General features: G+C 71.1%; 21 protein-coding genes and 1 pseudogene. 14 read left to right on the forward strand and 8 right to left on the reverse strand.

Going from position 1 to position 20,305, the window contains the following annotated elements:
- The first annotated feature begins 35 nt into the window (after positions 1–35).
- A complete protein-coding gene (locus Air01nite_RS34010; protein WP_203707477.1) occupies positions 36–1,385 on the forward strand; it encodes an MFS transporter in 1,350 nt (449 codons plus the stop codon).
- On the opposite strand, the gene Air01nite_RS34015 is transcribed toward Air01nite_RS34010, so the two are convergent.
- On the reverse strand, positions 1,382–1,831 hold the full coding sequence (locus Air01nite_RS34015) for an SRPBCC domain-containing protein (protein WP_203707478.1): 450 nt from the start codon (positions 1,829–1,831) through the stop codon (positions 1,382–1,384). The genes Air01nite_RS34010 and Air01nite_RS34015 overlap by 4 nt on opposite strands.
- A 66-nt stretch (positions 1,832–1,897) precedes the next feature.
- Between Air01nite_RS34015 and Air01nite_RS34020 the strand changes: the two genes are divergently transcribed.
- The gene (locus tag Air01nite_RS34020) at positions 1,898–3,127 is read left to right on the forward strand and encodes an alpha/beta hydrolase family protein (protein ID WP_203707479.1); all 1,230 of its coding nucleotides are present in this window, start codon (positions 1,898–1,900) and stop codon (positions 3,125–3,127) included.
- A 37-nt stretch (positions 3,128–3,164) separates the two neighbouring features.
- On the opposite strand, the gene Air01nite_RS34025 is transcribed toward Air01nite_RS34020, so the two are convergent.
- Entirely contained in the window at positions 3,165–3,575 is a 411-nt protein-coding gene (locus Air01nite_RS34025) for a hypothetical protein (protein WP_203707480.1), read from the reverse strand.
- Positions 3,576–3,660: 85 nt separating this feature from the next.
- Positions 3,661–4,395 carry a hypothetical protein gene (locus tag Air01nite_RS34030; RefSeq protein WP_203707481.1) on the reverse strand — a complete coding sequence of 245 codons (735 nt, stop codon included), beginning with the start codon at positions 4,393–4,395 and terminating at the stop codon, positions 3,661–3,663.
- A gap of 140 nt (positions 4,396–4,535) precedes the next feature.
- Between Air01nite_RS34030 and Air01nite_RS34035 the strand changes: the two genes are divergently transcribed.
- Entirely contained in the window at positions 4,536–5,300 is a 765-nt protein-coding gene (locus Air01nite_RS34035) for a maleylpyruvate isomerase family mycothiol-dependent enzyme (RefSeq protein WP_203707482.1), read from the forward strand.
- Here the strand turns inward: Air01nite_RS34035 and Air01nite_RS34040 are convergent.
- From Air01nite_RS34040 to Air01nite_RS34055, 4 genes are all read right to left on the reverse strand, one after another.
- Positions 5,297–5,833, reverse strand: coding sequence for a DUF305 domain-containing protein (locus tag Air01nite_RS34040; protein ID WP_203707483.1), 537 nt, complete (start codon positions 5,831–5,833; stop codon positions 5,297–5,299). The genes Air01nite_RS34035 and Air01nite_RS34040 overlap by 4 nt on opposite strands.
- Before the next feature lie 62 nt (positions 5,834–5,895).
- Complete coding sequence (locus Air01nite_RS34045) at positions 5,896–6,609, reverse strand: lytic polysaccharide monooxygenase (protein WP_203707484.1); 714 nt, start codon at positions 6,607–6,609, stop codon at positions 5,896–5,898.
- A 117-nt stretch (positions 6,610–6,726) separates the two neighbouring features.
- The gene (ctaD, locus tag Air01nite_RS34050; RefSeq protein WP_203707485.1) at positions 6,727–8,475 is read right to left on the reverse strand and encodes an aa3-type cytochrome oxidase subunit I; all 1,749 of its coding nucleotides are present in this window, start codon (positions 8,473–8,475) and stop codon (positions 6,727–6,729) included.
- An 89-nt stretch (positions 8,476–8,564) separates the two neighbouring features.
- Positions 8,565–9,746, reverse strand: coding sequence for an FAD-dependent monooxygenase (locus Air01nite_RS34055; RefSeq protein WP_203707486.1), 1,182 nt, complete (start codon positions 9,744–9,746; stop codon positions 8,565–8,567).
- An 84-nt stretch (positions 9,747–9,830) separates the two neighbouring features.
- On the opposite strand from Air01nite_RS34055, the gene Air01nite_RS34060 reads away from it, so the two are divergent.
- The 11 genes and pseudogenes from Air01nite_RS34060 (at position 9,831) to Air01nite_RS34110 (ending at position 18,808) form a co-directional block, all read left to right on the forward strand.
- On the forward strand, positions 9,831–10,538 hold the full coding sequence (locus Air01nite_RS34060) for a TetR/AcrR family transcriptional regulator (RefSeq protein ID WP_203707487.1): 708 nt from the start codon (positions 9,831–9,833) through the stop codon (positions 10,536–10,538).
- 177 nt (positions 10,539–10,715) lie between these two features.
- Complete coding sequence (locus Air01nite_RS34065) at positions 10,716–11,462, forward strand: acetate uptake transporter (protein WP_203707488.1); 747 nt, start codon at positions 10,716–10,718, stop codon at positions 11,460–11,462.
- Positions 11,459–13,318, forward strand: coding sequence for an acetate--CoA ligase (gene acs, locus Air01nite_RS34070; RefSeq protein WP_203707489.1), 1,860 nt, complete (start codon positions 11,459–11,461; stop codon positions 13,316–13,318). Before Air01nite_RS34065 ends, acs begins: the two co-directional genes overlap by 4 nt.
- Positions 13,319–13,365: 47 nt before the next feature.
- Positions 13,366–14,103 (forward strand): ThuA domain-containing protein, encoded by a 738-nt coding sequence (locus Air01nite_RS34075; RefSeq protein ID WP_203707490.1) that lies wholly within the window; start codon positions 13,366–13,368, stop codon positions 14,101–14,103.
- The gene (locus tag Air01nite_RS34080) at positions 14,100–15,134 is read left to right on the forward strand and encodes a Gfo/Idh/MocA family protein (protein WP_203707491.1); all 1,035 of its coding nucleotides are present in this window, start codon (positions 14,100–14,102) and stop codon (positions 15,132–15,134) included. Before Air01nite_RS34075 ends, Air01nite_RS34080 begins: the two co-directional genes overlap by 4 nt.
- 46 nt (positions 15,135–15,180) lie before the next feature.
- Positions 15,181–15,522, forward strand: a complete 342-nt coding sequence (locus tag Air01nite_RS34085; RefSeq protein ID WP_373310541.1) for an ArsR/SmtB family transcription factor — start codon at positions 15,181–15,183, stop codon at positions 15,520–15,522.
- Positions 15,519–16,121, forward strand: a pseudogene (locus Air01nite_RS34090) (cation diffusion facilitator family transporter); the annotation flags it as partial. The gene Air01nite_RS34085 and the pseudogene Air01nite_RS34090, both read left to right, overlap by 4 nt.
- A 5-nt stretch (positions 16,122–16,126) precedes the next feature.
- Entirely contained in the window at positions 16,127–16,726 is a 600-nt protein-coding gene (locus tag Air01nite_RS34095) for a methyltransferase family protein (RefSeq protein WP_203707494.1), read from the forward strand.
- The gene (locus Air01nite_RS34100) at positions 16,723–16,989 is read left to right on the forward strand and encodes a hypothetical protein (protein ID WP_203707495.1); all 267 of its coding nucleotides are present in this window, start codon (positions 16,723–16,725) and stop codon (positions 16,987–16,989) included. Before Air01nite_RS34095 ends, Air01nite_RS34100 begins: the two co-directional genes overlap by 4 nt.
- A 124-nt stretch (positions 16,990–17,113) precedes the next feature.
- Positions 17,114–17,326 carry a cation:proton antiporter regulatory subunit gene (locus Air01nite_RS34105; RefSeq protein WP_239091158.1) on the forward strand — a complete coding sequence of 71 codons (213 nt, stop codon included), beginning with the start codon at positions 17,114–17,116 and terminating at the stop codon, positions 17,324–17,326.
- A gap of 9 nt (positions 17,327–17,335) precedes the next feature.
- On the forward strand, positions 17,336–18,808 hold the full coding sequence (locus Air01nite_RS34110; RefSeq protein ID WP_203707497.1) for a cation:proton antiporter domain-containing protein: 1,473 nt from the start codon (positions 17,336–17,338) through the stop codon (positions 18,806–18,808).
- Here Air01nite_RS34110 and Air01nite_RS34115 read toward each other — a convergent pair.
- The gene (locus tag Air01nite_RS34115; RefSeq protein WP_203707498.1) at positions 18,805–19,803 is read right to left on the reverse strand and encodes a hypothetical protein; all 999 of its coding nucleotides are present in this window, start codon (positions 19,801–19,803) and stop codon (positions 18,805–18,807) included. The genes Air01nite_RS34110 and Air01nite_RS34115 overlap by 4 nt on opposite strands.
- Between the last annotated feature and the right edge of the window lie 502 nt (positions 19,804–20,305).

Genomic DNA, 20,305 nt, shown 5'->3' on the forward strand with positions numbered 1-20,305 from the left:
GACCTCAAGCGGGGTTGAGGTCCGATCATCGTGCGGTGACTGCCACCGCCACCGAACCACGCGCCCATCTTTTCGACCGCCGGTACGCGCTGGCCACCGCGGGCTCGACCAGCCTGGTGTTCCTCGCCGCCTTCGAGGCGCTCGCGGTCACCACGGTGATGCCGACCATCACCGCCGAGCTGGACGGCCGTGCGCTCTACTCGCTCGCGTTCGTGGCCACGACGGCGACCGGCGTGGTCGGTCTGGTCGTCTCCGGCGCGTGGTCCGACCGGCGCGGGCCCCGGCTGGCGCTGCTCACCGCGATCGGCGTCTTCGCGCTGGGCCTGGCCGTCGCCGGCACGGCGCCCACGATGCCGGTCTTCGTCGCCGGTCGGCTGTTGCAGGGCCTCGGCGCCGGTGGCATCACGGTCGCGCTCTACGTGCTGGTCGCGGCCGTCTACCCGGCCGCGCTGCACCCGCGGATCTTCGGGCTGTTCGCCGCCGCCTGGGTGGTGCCCTCGATGGTCGGGCCGTTCGTCGCCGGGCTGGTGGCCGACGTGTGGAGCTGGCACTGGGTCTTCCTCGGCGTGCTCGTGCTGGTCGGCGCCGCGACCCTGATCACCCTGCCGGTGCTGCGCGGCGCGCTGCCCACCGGCGACCCGGCGGCGGCCCTGGACGGCAGGCGGATCGCGGCCGCGGTCGTCGTCGCGACCGGCGCGGTCACGGCCGGGCTGGCCAGCGATCTGGCCGACGCGCGCGGCTGGCTGCTCGCCGCGGTGGCGATCGCCGCCGTGGTGATCACCGTCCGCCGCCTGGTGCCGCCCGACACCTTCCGGGCGCGGCCAGGCCTGCCCGCCACGGTTCTGCTGAGCGCGGCCGCCGGCGCCACCTTCTTCAGCACGGAGGTCTACCTGCCGCTGCTGCTGCACGACCGGTACGGGCTGCCGAGCTGGCTCTCCGGTTTCACGCTGACGGTCGGTGCGATCTCCTGGGCCGCCGGGTCGCACGTGCAGGGCCGCCTGGGTGAGCGGTGGACCGACGCGGCCGTGATGCGGCTGGGCGCGCTGTTCCTGGCCGCGGGCGCCGCCGCCGAGCTCGCGACCGCGCTGCTCACCCCGCACTGGCTGTTCGTCGGCGTCGGCTGGCTGCTGGCCGGCGGCGGGATGGGGCTGATCTACCCGCGGGTGAGCACGCTCGTGCTGGCGGCGTCAGCGCCCGGGACGCAGGGGTTCAACACGGCGGCCAAGAGCATCGCCGACGTGGTCGGCGGCAGCCTCGCGCTGGCGGTCACCGGTCTGCTCTTCCAGTCGCTGGCCGGCATCGGCGCGTGGTGGTCCTTCGCCGGCACGCTGACCCTGTCGACGCTGCTCGGCGTGGCCGCCGTGCTGGTCGCCCGCCGGGTCTAGCCCGCCTTCGAGCGGTAGGACTCCAAGACCGCCGTCCAGCCCGCGTCCGCGGCGAAGCGTTCGTGGTCGGCGGTCTGGTCCGGGTGCCAGCCCTCGTGCTGCAGGCGCACGGCGGTGACCGAGCCGTCGGGGGTGAAGCTCACGTCGACCAGGGTCGCCTCGGGCGTGCGCAGGCCGTGCGTCCAGCGCAGCGCGACCCGCTCGGCCAGCTCCCAGATGCCGACCACGCCCCAGTCCTGCTCGCCGCCGTCGCGCGCCCGCTCGTACACCCGTCCACCGACCCTGGGCTCCATGATCACGTCCGCGAGCGCGTCGCCGCTGGCGGTGAACGCGGGTGGCCACCACTCGCCGATCTTGGTCGTGAACAGGTCGAATGCCTCGGTCGGCCCGACCGGCACGACCAGCTCGCGGACGATGGGCGGCAAGGTGGGATCTTCGTGCGCCATTTACCCAGCCTGCCAGTCCAAGGCGTGCGACGCTGGCCAGAGGCCAGCCCCAGCGTGGAGGTACCGATGACCAAAATCGGCGCCAAGGACGAGCTGTTCGGCGCGCAGACGCTGCGCACCATGGGCCACACCCCGTATGGGGGCGCCGACATCGGTGAATGCCTGGCGACGCTGGCCAGGGTGCAGGGCACAGACCTGAGCAGCTGGTACGACGAGTGGACGCTGACCGCCAACCGCCTGCAGGCGCTGGCCGAGTCCGAGGAGTCGGCGGGCCGCCTGGAGACCGCGCGGCTCGCGTACTGGCGGGCCTCGAACTACTTCCGCACCGCCGGCACGATGCTGCTCGGCACCCCGCTCGACCGGCGGGCCGTGGAGGCCAACCTGCGGCAGACCGACGCGTTCCGGCGCGGCGGCGCCCTGATGCCGGCGCCGCCGCAGGCGGTGGAGATCCCGTTCACCGACACCACGCTGCCGGGCTACCTCTTCCGCACCGGCGGCGACGCGCGCGACCGCCCACTGCTGATCTGCGTCGGCGGCTACGACAGCACCGCCGAGGAGCTCTACTTCTTCAACGGCGCGGCGGCGCTCGCCCGCGGCTACGACGTGCTGGCCTTCGACGGCCCGGGCCAGGGCTCCGCGCTGCTGCAGCGCGGCCTCGTCATGCGGCCCGACTGGGAGAACGTGCTCACCCCCGTGGTCGACTGGGTGCTCGATCAGTCGGGCGTCGACATCAACCGGATCGCGCTGATCGGCCTCAGCCTCGGCGGCTACCTGGCGCCGCGGGCGGCCAGCGGGGAGCACCGGCTGGCCGCGTGCATCGTCGACGGCGGCGAGTACGACCTGTTCGACACGGCTCTCCAGCGGATGCCGGGTCCGGTCGCGCGCGGGTTCGCCGAGGGTCGGCCGTCGTCGACCGCCTTCCTGCGCCGGGCCCTGCGCGGGCTCGAGCGGCGGCCGACCGCGGGCTGGTCGCTGCGCCGAGGCCAGCTCGTGCACGGCGCCGCGGACGCGGTGACCTACATCGACATGCTCCGGGACTACACGATGAAGGGCCGGGCGGGGCGGATCACCTGCCCGACGCTGGTCTGTCACGCGGAGGGCGACCCGCTCGGTGCCCAGGCGCCGCAGCTCTACGACGCGCTGACCACCCGCAAGCAGCTGATCACCTTCACGGTGGCCGAGGGCGCGGGCGACCACTGCGAGGCCGGCGCCCGCACGCTGTTCCACGCGCGCGCGTTGGGCTGGCTCGACTCGATCCTGCGCCCGGCCTCGGTGCTGACGGGGTCCGGTTACTAGGTCGTATCTCGCGGCGCCCTGATCCGCGAGACATGACCTAAGCCTCGTGGCCGGGGCGGCCTTTGGTGCGGCGACGCTCTTTCATCTCCGCCTCGTAGAGGTGGCGGCGGCCGCCGACGAGGCTGTCGCGGGCGCGGGCCTCCAGGTCGCGGAAGGCGGCGTAGTAGCCGGCGTCGTAGTCCTCGACGATCTGGTAGGTCCACCGGCCCTCGATGACGTTGCGGCCGATCAGCTCGTCGCGGACGGCGTCGGCGAGGTCGTCGTGGCCGGCCCGGCGCAGGAGGTCGACCGCCTCGTCGAGCATCAGGTCCGCGTGCCCGGTGAGCTGGTGCACCGAGTAGAGGTGGCCGCGGACCCGTTCCACCGTCTCCAAGGCCTCGCTGAGCTTGCCGAGCGCGGCGACGGTGTCGTCGTCGACGCCCGGCGGGCGGCGGTGCTGGTCGTTCACGATCTCGTTCCTACCCGGTCGGCGGTGCTCCCATGCCGGAGGTGGAGCCGCCCTGGTGCGGGCGGCTCCACCTCGGGGTCGGTGCTCAGGCCGCGTGCTTACCGCGGCGGCGGGTGCGGGTCGCGGCGACGACCACCGCGCCACCGAGCAGCAGCACCAGGCCACCGGCGACGACCGGCACCGGGTCCGGACCCGGTGTGACCGGCAGCTGGCCGCCGGGCACGGTCAGGTTTTCGACCGTGGCGACGTCGTTGCCCGCACCGGGCAGGCTCTGCCGGGCGACGATGTTGTACTTGCCGGGCCGCAGGTTCGGCGAGATCGTGCAGGACCACCAGCCCTCTTGGTTGACGGTGGTGTTGCAGGTGCCGGCCACGGCGCGGTCGCCGCTCTCGGGCTGGTTGCTGGGCCGCGGGTCGCCGTTGCCGGGACGCTGGTCGTTGCCCGGACGCTGGTCGTTGCCCGGACGCTGGTCGTTGTTGCCGGGACTCTGGCCGTTACCCGGACGCTGGTCGTTGCCCGGACGCTGGTCATTGTTGCCAGGACGCTGGTCGTTGTTGCCAGGACGCTGGTCGTTGTTGCCCGGGCGCTGGTCGCCGTTGTTCCACTGGTGGTCGTTGTTCCGCTGGCTGATCGCCTCGACCGCGACCCGGGCCCCGGGCGTGCCGAGCCCGCGGACCGTCGGCGCGTTCGAGATCGTCGAGCCGCTCTGCGGGCTCGTGATCTGGAAGCGAACACCGTCCGCGTACGCGGGCGCGCTCAGTGCCAGACCGATCCCGACCACCGCCGCGCCCAAGCCCACCCTCGTGCGCAGTTTCCCCATTGGTTTCTCCCTTCACAACTCTCCCAGGGCCGAATATATGCAGGGAAACTTCGCATAAGAGTCGAATCTCGGAAGTTGGCGGAATCTGGGCGAGTTGGTCAGCGTGTCGCGCTTAGCTTTCTAAGAGAGAGGTGATCGCGATGGCTATCGACACCCGGCCGCAGGGCCTCAGCCGACGCCGCGCGGCGGACGTTGCCGCGGCCGAGCTACGCGCGTTCGGCGCCGCGCTGACCGCCCTCGACGACGCCGACTGGGTACGCGCGACCGACTGCAAGGGCTGGACGGTCAAGGACGTCACGGCGCACGTCTGCGGCCAGTACGAGGAGATCGCCAAGCCGACCGTGCTGCTGCGCCGGCTGCGTACCGCCAAGAAGCGGTATCCCGAGATGATCGCGCTCGACGGCCACAATCAGGTGCAGCTCGACGACCTGGGCCGCCTGTCGCCGCAGGCGCTCTTCGACCACCTGGCCAAGCACGGCCCGGTGGCGATCCGCCGGATCCGCCTGATGCCGTCGATCTTCCGGCGCATCTCGACGGACCGCTTCTTCCCCGAGTCACCCCTGGCGGAGCCCAACCTGGGCTATCTGCTCGACGTGATCATGGCCCGGGACACCTGGATGCACCGCCTGGAGCTGGCCCGCGCGACCAGCCGGGTGTTCGACGTGGACGAACACGACTTCGAGATCGTCGGCCAGGTGGTCCGCGACCTCGACCGTGGCTGGCGCCGCCCGCCGCTGCGCCTGGAGCTCACCGGCCCGGCCGGCGGGGTCTGGGAGATCGGCACGGGCCCACCGGTCGAGTCGGTCACGGCCGACACGCTGGGCATGATGCTCCACCTGTCGGGCCGCGACGGCGTGGACCTGCCACCCGACAGCCCCTTGGACGCCGCCCGCGTGGTGTTCTAGGCGACCATCCGCAGGAGGCGTTGGATCTGCGCGCGCACGGTCTCGTCCGTACGCGTGGCCAGGTCGCGGGTTTCGGGGTCCGTGCCCGCCGCGGCCTCCATCCGGGCCAGCTCCACGGCGCCGTGCTGGTGGCCGATCACCATCGTGAGGAAGGTGCTGTCGAACTCGCGCCCGGTCAGGCCGGCCAGCCGGAGCAGCTCGGCGTCGTCGAGCAGCGGCAGCCCGCCATGGGCCTCGTGCGCGCCCGCGTGCGCGGTCGAGACCAGCGGCTGGCCCCAGCTCGTCAGGCGGGACCGGATCGTCGCGGTCTCGGCCGCCTGGCCCGCGGCCAGCTCCGTCGCCACCGCCTTGACCGCCGGGTCGCTCGCCTGCCGCTCCCCCAGCTCCAGCAGCTTCCCGGCCGGCTCGTGGTGAGCGAGCATCATCTGCAGGAACATGACGTCGGTGTCGTTGTAGGACGCCGCCGATTCACCCTTGCCACACCCACCAAGCAGGACCACCGCCGCGGCGAGCGCAACAGCGAGCCGTCTCATCGAGATCCCTCCCGAGCGCGAGGGCCCGCGCCACACGGCGGTGGCGCGGGCCGGTTCAGCGGTCAGGAACAGGCGCCCTGGTCTCGCCAGACGCCCCACTCGCCGGTGGTGCCGGGCGTCTCGCCCTGCGTCCACCACTGGGCCTGCCAACGCCGGCCGTTGTAGGAGACGATCGCGCCGCCGTTGTAGACCGCGCTCGCGCTCCACGGGCTGCCGCACGTCGGCGGGGGTGGCGGAGGCGGCGGGTTCTCCCCACCACCGCCGCCGCTGCCGACCTGCAGGTCGACGCAGGCGTAGAACGCCATGGCGGTGTCGGCGACGTTCCAGCGGGCCAGCACCGTGATGCGGCCGGTGCGGCCGCCCATGCTGACGTTGTGTGACTTCGTCGCGCCGGGTTGCGCGCCGCGGTCGTCGAAGACCGCGATCCGGGAGCCACCGACGAAGTACTCCCATGTGCTCGTCGCGTGCCGGGCGGTGATCACCCAGTTGAACGTGACGCTCTGCCCGACCGAGGTGGCGGGCCAGTTGCGGCTGTTGTCGTTGAGGACGGCGAACCGGCTGCCGCCGCCGTTGCACTGCATGGAGCCCTTCGGCGCCTCGACGCTCTGCGGCTCGTACACGATGTCGCCGCAGTTGGCGACCCGGCCCTGCGCGCACATCGCCTGCCGACTCGGCGGTGAGGAGATGTAGCCGTGCGCCTGAGCCGGCGCGGCCAGGAACATCGAGACCAGCAGGGCGGCGACGGTCAGCACCGGAAGCAGGATGCGTCTACGCATGAAGTCCTCCTCACTTCATAGAGCGATACCGATCCCTTCTTGGCCCCAAAGATAAGGTAAACAAACCTAACAGTAAATAGACCTAACGAAATTTCTCGATGTGTACGCGCGGCGGCGTCAGCGCCGGGGCCGGTCCTCCGGGTACGAGGCCCCGCCGTCGGACTCCCGCGAGAACGGCCGCGCGCCACCCTCCGGCGGTCCCGCGATCGACTGGGCGCCGGCCGCCAACTCCGGGAACTTCGCGTCGAAGGCCGGCCGCTCGGACCGGATCCGCGGCATGCGGTCGAAGTTGCGCAGCGGCGGCGGGGACGAGGTCGCCCACTCCAGCGAGTTGCCGTGCCCCCACGGGTCGTCGGCCAGCACGACGGGACCCGCCCGGTAGGCCTTCCAGCAGTTGTAGATGAACGGCAGCGTCGACGCGCCGAGGACGAACGCGCCGATCGACGAGATCTCGTTCAACGTGGTGAAGCCGTCGGACGGCCGGTAGTCCGCGTACCGCCGGGGCATGCCCTCGTTGCCCAGCCAGTGCTGCACCAGGAACGTGGTGTGGAAGCCGATGAACGTCAGCCAAAAGTGGATCTTGCCCAGTCGTTCGTCCAGCATCCGGCCGAACATCTTCGGGAACCAGAAGTAGACCCCGGCGTACACAGCGAACACGATCGTCCCGAACAGCACGTAGTGGAAATGGGCAACTACGAAGTACGAGTCCGAGACGTGCCAGTCGACCGGCGGGCTGGCCAGCAGCACCCCGGTGAGCCCGCCCAGCAGGAAGGTGACCAGGAAGCCGACCGCGAACAGCATCGGTGTCTCGAAAGTGATCTGCCCTCGCCACATCGTGCCGATCCAGTTGAAGAACTTCACCCCGGTCGGCACCGCGATCAGATAGCTCAGGAAGCTGAAGAACGGCAGCAGCACCTGACCCGTGGCGAACATGTGGTGCGCCCACACGCTCATCGACAGCGCCGCGATCGCGATCGTGGCCGCGACCAGTCCCTTGTAGCCGAAGACGGGCTTGCGCGAGAAAACCGGGATGACCTCGGTGATGATGCCGAAGAACGGCAGCGCGACGATGTAGACCTCGGGATGGCCGAAGAACCAGAACAGGTGCTGCCAGAGCAGCGCACCGCCCGTGGACGCTTCGTACACCTTGGCATCGAGTATTCGGTCCGCGCCGAGCGCGAGCAGCGTCGCGGCGAGCAGCGGGAACACGAAGATGACCATCACGGCGGTCAGCAGGATGTTCCAGGTGAAGATCGGCATCCGGAACATCGTCATGCCGGGCGCCCGCAGGGTGACGATCGTGGTGATCATGTTGACCGCGCCCAGGATCGTGCCCAGGCCGGAGATGACCAGGCCGACGAGCCACATGTTCGGCCCGATGCCGGGCGAGTTCTCCACGTCGCTCAACGGCGTGTAGGCGAACCAGCCGAAGTCGGCCGCGCCGCCCGGGGTCGCGAACCCGAGTAGCACCAGCGAACCGCCGAACAGGTAGAGCCAGTACGCGAACGCGTTGAGCCGCGGGAACGACACGTCCGGCGCACCGATCTGCAGCGGCACGATGAAGTTCGCGAACGCGAACACGATCGGCGTGGCGAACAGCAGCAGCATGATCGTGCCGTGCATGGTGAACAGCTGGTTGTACTGCTCCGTCGACAGGAACTGCAGCCCGGGCCGGGCTAGCTCGGCGCGCATCAGCATCGCCATGATGCCGCCGGCGACGAAGAAGCCGAACGATGTGGTGAGGTACAGGATCCCGATCGTCTTCGCGTCGGTGGTGCGGATCAGGCGCGTGAACGCGTTGCCGTGCACCTGCTCCCGGACCGGCCATGGACGCGTGACGATCGGCTTTGGAACTACGGACGTCAAAACGGGCCCCCGGGGGTCGTCTGCCATTCAGCCTTGGGCCTAACGACCCGGGCTGGCCGGCAGACGCGCCCCGAACGGGTGAGGGTGCCTCAGGGGTAGTCGGGGAGGTCCGCCGACTTGGCGAGGGCGGTCGAGCTACTCACCAGTAGGCGGCGGACGGCGGCGCGGCGGAACATCGTGTTGCGGAACCACAGGCCTGGCCGGCTCGCCGGGGCCAGGAACCGGCCCGGGCTCGCGCCCTTCTGCCACCGGCCGGCGTACGACCGCATGCGCTGCTCGTAGGCCGGGAACGCGACCGTGACGTCGCCGCCGGTCCGGGCCAACTCCCCCGCCAGCACGTAGGCGCCGACCACACCGGTGCCCACGCCCATGCCGCCCAGGGTCACGCCCCATGCGGCGTCGCCGAGCAGCACCGACCGTCCTTTGTGCCACGTCGGCACGGAGACCCGGCTGATCGCGTCGAAGTAGAGGTCCGGCGCGTCCGCGAGCCCGGCCAGCAGGCGCGGCACGTGCCAGCCCAGCCCGTCGAACGCGGCGGACACGGCGCGCTTCTGCGCGGCCACGTCGTGCCAGCCGACGCCGAGCGGCCCGGACGCCCAGACGCACAGGGCGCCGGCCACGGCCGGGTCGCGCTCGTCCGCCGCGACGCTGGCCATCCGCCCCGGGACGTTGTATTGCTGCGCGAGCGGGATCGCACCCAGGTCGTTGGTCAGGTCCCAGCCCGCGATGTGGTAGCCGAGGTGCTTCACGAACCGGTCCTCGGGCCCGATCGCGAGCCGGCGGACCGTCGAGTGGATGCCGTCGGCGCCGACCACGGCGTCGTAGGTCGCGCTGCCACCACCGCGGAACGCGACCTCCACGCCGGCCGGTCCGTCGCGCAGCGCGGTGATCGAGTCGCCGAACACGTAGCGGACCCGGTCGGCGGAGCGTTCGTGCAGCACGGCGGTCAGGTCGCGCCGGCGCAGCTCGAGGTCACCGCCCGCGAACTCGGCCGGCAACTCGAAGATGGTCCGCCCGTTCGCGTCGACCGTGCGCATCGCGCCGCCGTGGGTCTGCACCGCCTCGAGCGCGGCGCGCACCCCGATTCGCTCCAGCACGCGCAGGTGGGTCGGGCCGCGGAAGTCCACGGCGAACCCGCTGGTGCGCAGCCTCGGCGCGATTTCCACCACGGTGGTCTCGGCGCCCGCGTCGGCCAGCCGGCAGGCCAGCGCCGGCCCGGCGATCCCGGCGCCCGAGATCAGCACTCGGAAACCGCTCAGTTCGCTGCCCATGGAACCTCCTCAAAACTGTGTCCGTGAGATACGGTTTACGATAGACACAGTTTTGGCGAGGCAGCAAGCCCTAGGGTGGCGACGATGGACGAGCTGTTGTGGGAGCCGGCACCCGTGCCCCGGCGTGGGCCGCGGCCGGCCTTCACGCTGGCCGACATCGCGCGCGCGGGCATCGCGATCGCCGACGCCGACGGGCTCGCGGCGGTCACCATGCAGCGCGTCGCCGACCGGCTCGGCGTGACCAAGATGGCCCTCTACCGGTACGTGCCGGGCAAGGCGGAACTGGTCGCGCTGATGCTGGACGCCGGCCTCGGCGGCCCGCCGGCGCTGTCCGGGCTTGGCTGGCGAGCGGCCCTGGACACCTGGACGCGCGCCCTTTTCACGGCCTTCGCCGCCCACCCGTGGGCGATCGAGGCGGCCGTCGGCGCCCGGGCGATCGGGCCCAACGAGGTCGGTTGGCTGGAGGCGGCGGTCGCCGCGCTGACCGGCACCGGCCTGCGCGGCGACGAGATGCTCGACGTGGCGGTGGTCCTCGTGGGTCACGCGCGCAACCTGGCGGCACAGACCGCGCCGGAGGCGGATGCCGAAGGCCCGCTGGACGACGCGTTCGCCGCGCTGGTGGCGGGCCGGGAGGACCGGTTCCCCGCGCTGCACGCCGCGCTGAGCGAGGCGCGCGGCGGCGGGCACCAGAACGAGGCCCTCGACTTCGGGCTGGCCCGCATCCTCGACGGCGTGGCGGTGCTGGTCGCCGCACGCGCTGCTGGCGCCACACCGGCCCATCCCGTCGCGTAAACCGGCGAACGCCGTGCGGCCACCGGGCACGGTGAAATAGTGGGAATTGCGCACGTGTCGGGCGCTGTTTCCGGCGGCCCGATCGCCGCAGACCGGGTTGTGCACCGTCTCTTCCGCCATCGCTCGGCGCACGCCGCACGCGCGTCTGGTGCGTTGTCTGCTGAAGAGGGGGTCGCGATGACCAGCCAGCAACCCGCGATGGGCGAACCGAACCGGCCGATGGGCCGGCCGGGCGACCCGCGCATGCCGATGACTTCGACGGCCGGGAGCCCCGAGGAGGTCCCGCCCGAGGCGCGGCCGCCGGGCGTCCTGGGCGGCGTCTCCGACGCCGTGCCGTTGGGCTTCGCCGCGTTCGCCCTGGCCACATTCATGTTCTCCGCGTTCAACGCGGGCTGGACGAGCGGCACGGTCGCCTGGCTGACGTTCGGCATCTTCGCCGGCGGCCTGGTGCAACTGCTCGCCGGCATGTGGTCGTTCCGCAACCGCAACCTGTTCGGGACGGTCGCCTTCTCGATGTACGGCGCGTTCTATCTCGGCCTGGCCTTGTACGTCATCCTGGTCGCGCCCGGCGCCGGCGCCGCGGCGCAACGCAACGACCTCGCCTGGATCTTCCTGACGTTCGCGTTGTTCAACGCCTATCTGACACTGTGGGCGAGCCAGGTCAACGAGGCCCTGTTCCTGCTCTTCTTCTTCGTGGGCGTCACGCTGGTCGTGCTCTGCGTCGGGTTCTTCATCGACAACAACCAGGTGGTCCGGATCGGGGGCTACTTCGGCGTGATCGCGGCGTTGGTCGCGTGGTACGTGTCGTCGGCGGGTCTGATCAACGGGTTGCTGGGCCGCAAGGTCGCCAAGGTGGGCGGCCCGCTCAAGGTCGACCTGGACCGGTTGACGCGCCGCCGGACGCCGGCGACCAGCGCGCAATGAGCGCCCTTTGGGACCAGGACCCGGACGAGTTCTGGACCCGGGAGGGCCGCGCGCGCGTCGACTGGTTCACGCCGTTCCACACGCTGCGCGAATGGGACCCGCCCTACGCGAAGTGGTATCTCGGCGGCCGGCTCAACGCCTGCTACAACTGCGTCGACCGGCACGTCGAGGCCGGCCACGGCGAGCGGGTCGCGTACCACTGGGAGGGCGAGCCGGTCGGCGACCGGCTCGCCCTCACCTATGCGGAACTGCAGCGGCGGGTGGTGCGGTTCACCAACACGCTCAAGAAGCTGGGCGTCGGCCGCGGCACCAACGTGGCCATCTACCTGGGCATGGTGCCCGAGCTGCCGATCGCGATGCTGGCCTGCGCGCGGCTCGGCGCACCGCACACGGTGGTGTTCGGCGGTTTCTCCGCCGACGCGCTGGCCAGCCGGATCGACGACATGGGCTGCCAGGTGCTGGTGACACAGGACGAGGCCTGGCGGCGGGGCCGGACAGTGCCGCTCAAGGCGGTCGCCGACAAGGCCATGGCCGCCGCGCCGGGCGTGCGCCGGTGCGTGGTCGTCCGCCGCACGGACGGCCCGGTCTCGATGACGCCGGGCCGCGACGTCTGGTACCACGAGGCCAGCGCCCACGTCGACGAGGACCCGGCCAACTGCCCGTGCGAGCCGCTCGACGCCGAGGCCCTGCTGTTCCTCATGTACACCAGCGGCACGACGGCCAAGCCAAAGGGCATCGTGCACACGACCGCGGGCTACCTGGTCGGCGTCGCGACCACCCACCGCTACGTCTTCGACCTCCAGCCCGACACGGTGTACTGGTGTGCGGCCGACATCGGCTGGATCACCGGCCACAGCTACATCGTCTACGGTCCACTGTGTAACGGCGTGACCAGCGTGCTCTACGAGGGCACGCCGGATTTCCCCGACCGCGACCGTTGGTGGGACATCGTCGAGCGGCACGGCGTCACCGTGCTCTACACGGCACCCACCGCGATCCGTACCCACATGAAATGGGGTCCGGAGTTCGCCGCCCGGCACGACCTGTCGTCGATCCGCCTGCTCGGCAGCGTCGGTGAGCCGATCAACCCGGAGGCGTGGTCGTGGTACCGCACCCACATCGGCGCCGGCCGCGCGCCCGTCGTCGACACGTGGTGGCAGACCGAAACCGGGATGATCATGATCAGTCCGCTGCCGGGGTCGGGCACGCTCAAGCCGGGCTCGGTCGGGCGTCCGTTCGTCGGAGTCGAGGCGGCGACGCTGGACTCGCAGGGCCGGCCGGTCGCCAACGGGCAACTGGTGCTCGACCGGCCATGGCCGGCGATGCTGCGCGGCATCCACGGTGACCCTCAGCGGTACGTCGACACCTACTGGTCGAAGTATCCGGGCCACTACCTCACCGGCGACGGCGCGCGAATCGACGAGGACGGCGACTTCTGGCTGCTCGGCCGGCTCGACGACGTGATGAACGTGTCCGGGCACCGGATCTCCACGATCGAGGTGGAGAGTGCGCTGGTCGACGACCGGAGCGTGGCCGAGGCCGCGGTGTGCGCGCGCCCGGACCCGCGGACGGGCCAGGCGATCGTCGCGTACGTGACGCTCAAGGGCGGCCGCGAAGGCTCGCCGGATGCCGTCGACGAGTTGCGGCAACACGTGGCTGACAAGATCGGGAAGCTGGCCGTGCCGGCGAACATCGTGTTCACGCCGGAGTTGCCGAAGACCCGGTCGGGCAAGATCATGCGCCGCCTGCTGCGCGACATCGCGTCGGAGGGCTCCCTCGGCGACACCACCACCCTGGCCGACCCGTCGGTCGTCGAAGAGATCCGCGCCCGCGCGGCCGCGTCGGTCGACGGGTAGCGGGCCCGGCGCTCCTCGCCGAGAATGCCGGGTGGGGGTGAGCGCCGATGGCCGACGAACCGATCCGCGTGACCGTGTGGGGCGAGGGCCGGCACGAGAAACGCGACGCCAACGTGGCGGCGCTCTATCCCGAGGGGATGCACGAGACGATCGCCGCCGGCATCGCGGAGTACGCGGCTCGCCCGGTCGTCGTGCGCTGCACCACATTGGACTCGGTCGACCAAGGGCTGCCGCCGTCGCTGCTGGAGTCGACCGACGTGCTCACCTGGTGGGGACACATGGCGCACGACGAGGTGAGCGACGACCTGGTCGACCGGGTCCAGGCGGCGGTGCTCGCCGGGATGGGCCTGGTCGTGCTGCACTCGGGCCACTGGTCGAAGATCTTCAAACGCCTCATGGGCACGAGCTGCGCGCTGCGCTGGCGCAACGGCGACGACCGCGAGCTCGTGTGGACGGTGGACCCGACGCACCCGGTCGCCGCCGGGGTGCCGAGCCCGATCGTGATCGACCGCCAGGAGATGTACGGCGAGTTCTTCGACATTCCCGCGCCCGACGAGCTGGTGTTCGTCAGCTCGTTCAGCGGCGGCGAGGTGTTCCGCAGCGGTTGCGCGTGGCGGCGAGGGCGCGGGCGGGTGTTCTACTTCAGCCCGGGCGACCAGGACTACCCCGTCTACCACCACCCCGACGTGCGGCGGGTCATCGCCAACGCCGCCGTCTACGTTGCCGGGGGCGCGGCGCGGGACGTGACGCCGATCGCGTACGCGCCGGTCGGTTGGTACGCATGACCCTGCGTGCCGTGCTGGTGGGTGCGGGTGCGATGGGCACGGAGTGGCTGGACGCCGTGGCCGCGAGCCCGGACGTGGAGTTGGCGGCGGTGGTCGACCTCGACGGCGCGGCCGCCTCCCGGGCGGCCGGTGGTCGGGTTCCCTGGGCGACGGAGCTGGCGGCCGTCGCCGGCTCGGCCGATTTCGTCATCGACGCGACCGTGCCCGCGGCGCACTTCGAGGTGACGGCGTCGGCGTTGCGGTTGGGTCTGCCGGTGCTGGGCGAGAAGCCGCTGACGGCGACGCTGCCGCAGGCACTGCACCTGGCGGCGCTGTCGGAGCTGACGGGCACGCTGTTCGCGGTCAGCCAGTCGCGCCGGTTCGAGCTCGGGTTGGCGGGCTTCAAGAAGCAGATCGCCGGGTTGGGCGCGGTCGGGTCGCTGACGACGTCGTTCTACCGGGGCCCGAGGTTCGGCGGCTTCCGCGAGATGATGGAGCACCCGCTGCTGCTGGACATGGCCATCCACGCCTTCGACATGGCCCGGTATCTGCTCGACGACGAGCCGGTGCGGGTGTTCTGCGACGCGTACAACCCGCCCTGGAGCTGGTATGCGGGCGACGCGGCGGCCAGTGCGGTGTTCCGCTTCGCGTCGGGGGCGCGGTACTCGTACACGGCGTCGTGGTGCAGCACCGGTTTCGACACATCGTGGAACGGCGATTGGCAGGCCCACACGGCGGCGGGCACGGCCGCGTGGGACGGCGACCTGGCCGGCCCGGCGAGCACGCTGCTGGAGACGATCAGCGCGTCACTCGCCGTCTTCGTGGCGGCGCTGCGCACGGGCCAACGCCCGGCGACCCGCGTGCACCGCAACGTGCTGAGCCTGGCGATGGTGCTGTGTGCGGTCGAGTCAGCGTCTTCGGGCCTGCCGGTCCTGGTCGACGACACCCTGCTCACGGCACACGTGGCCGCGATCGCGTCGGCCCCAGCCGACGTCGCGGAGGTCCTCCGCGGCTGGCCCTCGGTCCGCGCGGCCCTACTCGAGACAGGCTGACCGTTGCGCTGGCATCGCCTCAGGGGGTTATCATCGCTTCGTGGCGATGAGTTGTGCGCATGAGTTGGAGCCGGCCGTGGCGTTGTTCCGGTCGCTGGGTGACCCGACCCGGCTGGCCATCCTCCACCGGCTCGCTCACGGGGAGGCGCGGGTCGTCGACCTGACCGCGCAGCTCGGGATGGCACAGTCCACTGTCTCCAAACACCTCGCGTGCCTGCGGGACTGCGGCCTGGTCGACTACCGCGTCGAGGGGCGGCAGTCGTTCTACGCGTTCACCCGGCCAGAACTGCTCGACCTGCTGCGGTCGGCCGAGTCGGTGCTCGCCGCGACGGGCAGTGCGGTGGCGTTGTGCCCGGTCTACGGTGATCCGGCCCGGGTGCGGGCATGACGGTGCTGACGCCGGCCCGGCGCGCCACCTTGTCGCGTCGCAGCCTGTGGCTGGCCTACGCGACGGCGGCGTACAACCTGGCAGAGGGCGCCGTCGCGATCCTGGCCGGCGTCGCGGCGTCCTCGTCCGCGTTGATCGGCTTCGGTCTCGACTCGTTCGTCGAGGTCCTCAGCGCTCTTGTGATCATCTGGCAGTTCCGCGCGCGGGTCCCGGAATCGCGGGAACGCCTCGCCCTGAGGCTGATCGCCATCTCGTTCTTCGCGCTGGCCGCGTGGGTCGCGTTCGACTCGATCCGCGCGCTGACCTTCGGCGACGAGGCCACCCCCAGCCCGGTCGGCATCGGCCTGGCCATCGCCTCGCTGATCGTCATGCCGCTGCTGGTGGCCGCGAAACGCCGCACGGGTCGCGAGCTCGGCTCGGCCACGGTCCTCGCGGACTCGACACAGACGATGCTCTGCACCTATCTGTCGGCGGTGTTGCTCGCAGGCTTGGTGCTCAACGCTTGGCTGGGTTGGTCCTGGGCGGATCCGTTGGCGGCCCTGGTCATCGCCGGCGTAGCGGTGAAAGAAGGCGTCGAAGCCTGGCGCGGCGACGGGTGCTGCTGATGGCGTGGTCCTGGTCCACTTTGGCGCTCTACACCGTGGCACTCGCGCTGGCCTTCGGCTGGCGCACCGTCGTCCACTGGCGACGGACGGGAGACACGGGCCTCCGCCTGGATGCGGGCCCACCCGGCACGATCCGCTGGTGGGCCAAGCTCCTCTTCGCCGCGGCCCTGCTCCTGGGTTTCGCGGGCCCGATCGCCGGCATCGTCGGCGTGCCCGTGCTGACGCACAACCTCCTCGTCCGGATGGCAGGCGTGCTCCTGGCCCTCGCCGGCCTAGCGGCGACGCTGATCGCACAACTGGCGATGGGCCCGTCGTGGCGCATCGGAGTCGACCCCGACGAACACACGCCGCTGGTCACCACGGGCCCGTTCGCGGTGGTCCGCAACCCGATCTTCACAGCGATGGCCCTCACCAGCCTGGGCCTGACCCTGATGCTCTCCAACGCCGTCGCGGTCGTGGCCTGGCTGACCCTCGTCGCCAGCATCCAACTCCAGGTCCGCGCGGTGGAGGAGCCCTACCTCCTCCGGGTGCAGGGCACGCCCTACGGCACGTACGCGCGCACGGTCGGCCGTTTCCTCCCCTACCTCGGTCGCCTATGAGCGGCGTGACACTGCCCGACGGCCGAGTTGTCGAGTACTTCGACGGCGGCGATCCGTCGGGGCGGCCGATCGTCCATCCGGCGGCGGACCGCTCACCGTCGCGACGGCGGCAGTCGACCCCACCGCGGGTCCGCGCCGTCGGCGTGATCGCGGGCGTCGGACCGTGGCGGGACCTCGCGGACCCGTCGACGGAACCAGAGGAGCGGGCGTGCCTGGCGCTGCTGGACCAAGGCGATCTGGCCCGCGCTCGCGCCGGCGCCTGAACATGGGTGTTGGCACCCATTGTCCGACGGCGGTGCGCTCTGTTTAGTACGAGCGGGACGCCCGAACCGCGGTGTCCGGTGGGCCGACGGATTCGGGGTTGCGGCGTTGGGCAGTGGTGTCAGGGTGCAGGAGCTGCCCGGTGTCGGCAAGCGCTATGACCTCGCCTTCGGGCAGGGTGGGCAACGGTTGTCCGTCGTGGTGCGGCGGGATGGCACCCGCGACCTGTACGCGTTCGCCGAGCGCGGTGATGACGAGCCGGCCGCGGTGATCGAGCTGACCGAGGAGCAGGCGCGGATTCTGGCCGCCGTGCTGTCCGCGACGTTCTTCGACGACTGAGCGCGCGCCATGCACGTTGATCTCATCGGTATCGGCGCCCTTGTGCTCATCGCCGGCCTGCTGGCCCGGGCCGGCCGCCGGTTCGGGATGCCGACCGTCCCGTTCTACATGCTCGCCGGCATACTGCTCGGTCCGGCGACGCCCGGGCCCGTGCTCGTCGAGCATCCCGAGGACCTGGCGCTGCTCGCCGCGCTCGGTCTGGTGCTGCTCCTGTTCCACCTCGGCGTGGAGTTCCCGGTCGAGCAGGTGCTCGGCAGCGGCCGCCGGCTCCTGATCGCCGCCGGCAGCTACATCGTCATCAACGTGAGCACCGGGTTCGGCATCGGTGCCATCCTCGGTTGGGGGCTGCGCGAGTCGCTGGTCATCGCCGGCGCGCTGGGCATCTCGTCGTCGGCGATCGTGACGAAGCTGCTCATCGAGCTGCGCCGACTCACCAACGCCGAGACACCGGCGATCCTCGGCATCATCGTCATCGAGGACCTGTTCCTGGCCCTGTATCTCGCGCTGCTCACGCCCGTGCTCTCCGGCGGATCCGGTGGCGACCTCGCGTTCGACATGGCGACCAGCTTCGGCTTCCTGGTGCTGCTATTCCTCTTCGCGCGCTTCGGCGCCCGCGCGCTCGGCGGGCTGATCGGCAGCAACGAGGACGAGTTGCTCGCGGTCCTCGTCGTCGGTGTGGTGCTGCTCGTCGCAGGCACTTCTGCGGAGGTCGGGGTCTCCGACGCGATCGGGGCACTACTGATCGGCCTGGTCGTGTCCCGCACGAAGCTCAAGGCGCGGGTCGAGAAGCTGGTGCTGCCGCTGCGGGACGTCTTCGCCGCCGTGTTCTTCGTCGCGTTCGGGCTCAGCATCGACGTCGGCGCCCTCGCGTCGGTCGCGCCGGCGGTCGCACTCGCCGTCGTCGCGACGGTCGCGGCCAACCTCGCCGCGGGGCTCGTGACGGCCCGCCTCTTCGGTTTCAACCAACGCGCCGCGGCCAACATCGGGCTGACGGTGCTGGGCCGCGGCGAGTTCTCGCTGATCCTGGCGACCCTGGCGCTCGCCGCGGGCCTCGACGAACGAATCGGACCATTCATCGCCTTGTACGTCCTGGTGTTGGCGATCGTCAGCCCGGTGCTGGCCGCCCGCTCCCGTCCTCTCGCGCGGGTGATCCCGGACCGGCTGTTCCGCTCCAACTGGACGTACGTCCGCGAGCAGACCATGAGCACGGCCTGCACCCACCTCGACCGCGTCCAGGTCACGGAGACCGACGCCGACGAGTGCCCGCGGTGCGTGGAGAACGGCGACGAATGGGTCCACCTCCGGATGTGCCTGACCTGCGGCGCCGTCGCGTGTTGTGACGACTCGGTCAACAAGCACGCGACCGCACACTATGAGCAGTTCGGCCATCCGCTGATCCGCACGATCGAGCCGGGCGAGGACTGGCGCTACTGCTACATCGACGGCGCCCTGGTCCAGGCGCCCATCGGCGCGTCGCGCTAGATCCTCTCGCGGCGCCAGGACCGGCCGGCGATCGCCGGTGGGCCGGTCAGCGCCGGCCGGGTGGGATGCCACGTCGCATTCCACTTGGCTGGTGGCGCGGCGAGCGTGGCGTGCACCGCGCGGGCCAACTCCTCCGGACCGCGCCCGCGCCACGGCGTCGTCACGAAGACCTGGTAGTCGTCGCGGATCGTCAGCGCCACGAGGAACCTCTCGGGGTAGCGGTAGTGGTTGGCCACCCACGACGGCTTCAGGCCAAAGGCGGCGAGTCTGTCGTAGTCGAGGTCCGTGAGGACCAGCCTTCCAGCGGTGCGTGCCGGCGTCTCCCAGGAGTGGTCTCGCGCCACCCGATCGACCTCGGCGTCGTAGTCGGCGGCCGCGAACGACACACCCCGGCCCATCGGCATCTCGAGCAGCCAGTCCCAGTGCACGAGATCGCCGTCCCGGACGATGGCGATGTCCGTCGAACCGCAGCCATAGACGCCGCATCCGCAGCGAGCGATCGGCGACCGCGTCGGCACGGCGGTGGCCACGAGGCGGTTGGTCGGGATCAGGATGTCGTACGGATCCATCCCGAGCCCGGCCCCGGCCGAGGTCATCTCGGCGCCGTTGACATGGACGCGCACCTGGAAGCTGCCGTCGTCCGCGGGACCGATGTCGAGACGCAGCACGTCGACACCGGGCCGACGGGCCAACGGACCGACAATCGTTCCCGGGTACGGGATGTCGAGCTCGGCCAACGCCGCGACGACAAGCTCGTGGACGTCGGTGGGCCGATCACGCACGGAAGCGCCGGCCAGATCACGCAACGCCGGCGAGTCCAGCCCGTCGATCAGCGCCTGACAAGCCCCCTGAATCAAGGCAGCGTTGTCAGCGCCCCGCCGTGCGACCACGTCGAAGAGCGCCTGATCAGCCGCACCGAATCGCCGGCTACCCATACCGACATCTTCATCGTGGAGCCGCCGCGCGCGCGATCGATATTCGCCGACGCCGCCCACTGAAACCCTTGTGAACAAGCGCATTGTTTGCGCCGAGCGTCCGGCTCGCCGCAGCTTTCGTCGTGCGTCGGGCACACCGAGCCCGTTCGCGGACCGCGCGTCCCGCCTACGAAGCCGCTTTCCGACGCCATCGGCGCGACCGGAGGTCCGGGCGCAGGCGCACGCACAGGCCGGCTCCCACCGACGCCCTGCCGGCACCGCTGTCGTCGGCTGCCTTGCGTGAGCCCGTCTGAGGCCGGTGGATCTGGGGCTCAGAGATGAATGCTCCAGATCCGACGCCCTGAATGCTCACCGTTTCCTCATCGAACACCTGCGTCCTGAGCAGGCGCCCCACGCCACGGATGTTGGAAAAAGATTGCTGGTACAGCAGCAAGGGACCACCAAGATCTGCGCCCACGGCCGAGCACAGCGGACCGCCCCGATTGAGCCCGTTAACGGAAGCCGACGGCAGTCCGGACATCCCGCGCACCGGGAGCGCCCGTCGACGGCCTCTAGGTCCGTT

Source organism: Asanoa iriomotensis (assembly GCF_016862515.1).
Classification (GTDB): Bacteria; Actinomycetota; Actinomycetes; order Mycobacteriales; family Micromonosporaceae; genus Asanoa; species Asanoa iriomotensis.

What these genes read in the sequence shown, in the direction of transcription:
- Air01nite_RS34095 (WP_203707494.1), top strand. Translation starts at nt 16,127, where the DNA reads ATGGCGTGGTCCTGGTCCACTTTGGCGCTCTACACCGTGGCACTCGCG.
- Air01nite_RS34065 (WP_203707488.1), top strand. Translation starts at nt 10,716, where the DNA reads ATGACCAGCCAGCAACCCGCGATGGGCGAACCGAACCGGCCGATGGGC.
- Air01nite_RS34020 (WP_203707479.1), top strand. Translation starts at nt 1,898, where the DNA reads ATGACCAAAATCGGCGCCAAGGACGAGCTGTTCGGCGCGCAGACGCTG.
- Air01nite_RS34085 (WP_373310541.1), top strand. Translation starts at nt 15,181, where the DNA reads ATGAGTTGTGCGCATGAGTTGGAGCCGGCCGTGGCGTTGTTCCGGTCG.
- Air01nite_RS34060 (WP_203707487.1), top strand. Translation starts at nt 9,831, where the DNA reads ATGGACGAGCTGTTGTGGGAGCCGGCACCCGTGCCCCGGCGTGGGCCG.
- Air01nite_RS34110 (WP_203707497.1), top strand. Translation starts at nt 17,336, where the DNA reads ATGCACGTTGATCTCATCGGTATCGGCGCCCTTGTGCTCATCGCCGGC.
- acs (WP_203707489.1), top strand. Translation starts at nt 11,459, where the DNA reads ATGAGCGCCCTTTGGGACCAGGACCCGGACGAGTTCTGGACCCGGGAG.
- Air01nite_RS34030 (WP_203707481.1), bottom strand. Translation starts at nt 4,395, where the DNA reads ATGGGGAAACTGCGCACGAGGGTGGGCTTGGGCGCGGCGGTGGTCGGG.
- Air01nite_RS34040 (WP_203707483.1), bottom strand. Translation starts at nt 5,833, where the DNA reads ATGAGACGGCTCGCTGTTGCGCTCGCCGCGGCGGTGGTCCTGCTTGGT.
- Air01nite_RS34055 (WP_203707486.1), bottom strand. Translation starts at nt 9,746, where the DNA reads ATGGGCAGCGAACTGAGCGGTTTCCGAGTGCTGATCTCGGGCGCCGGG.
- Air01nite_RS34015 (WP_203707478.1), bottom strand. Translation starts at nt 1,831, where the DNA reads ATGGCGCACGAAGATCCCACCTTGCCGCCCATCGTCCGCGAGCTGGTC.
- Air01nite_RS34075 (WP_203707490.1), top strand. Translation starts at nt 13,366, where the DNA reads ATGGCCGACGAACCGATCCGCGTGACCGTGTGGGGCGAGGGCCGGCAC.
- Air01nite_RS34080 (WP_203707491.1), top strand. Translation starts at nt 14,100, where the DNA reads ATGACCCTGCGTGCCGTGCTGGTGGGTGCGGGTGCGATGGGCACGGAG.
- Air01nite_RS34100 (WP_203707495.1), top strand. Translation starts at nt 16,723, where the DNA reads ATGAGCGGCGTGACACTGCCCGACGGCCGAGTTGTCGAGTACTTCGAC.
- Air01nite_RS34035 (WP_203707482.1), top strand. Translation starts at nt 4,536, where the DNA reads ATGGCTATCGACACCCGGCCGCAGGGCCTCAGCCGACGCCGCGCGGCG.
- Air01nite_RS34045 (WP_203707484.1), bottom strand. Translation starts at nt 6,609, where the DNA reads ATGCGTAGACGCATCCTGCTTCCGGTGCTGACCGTCGCCGCCCTGCTG.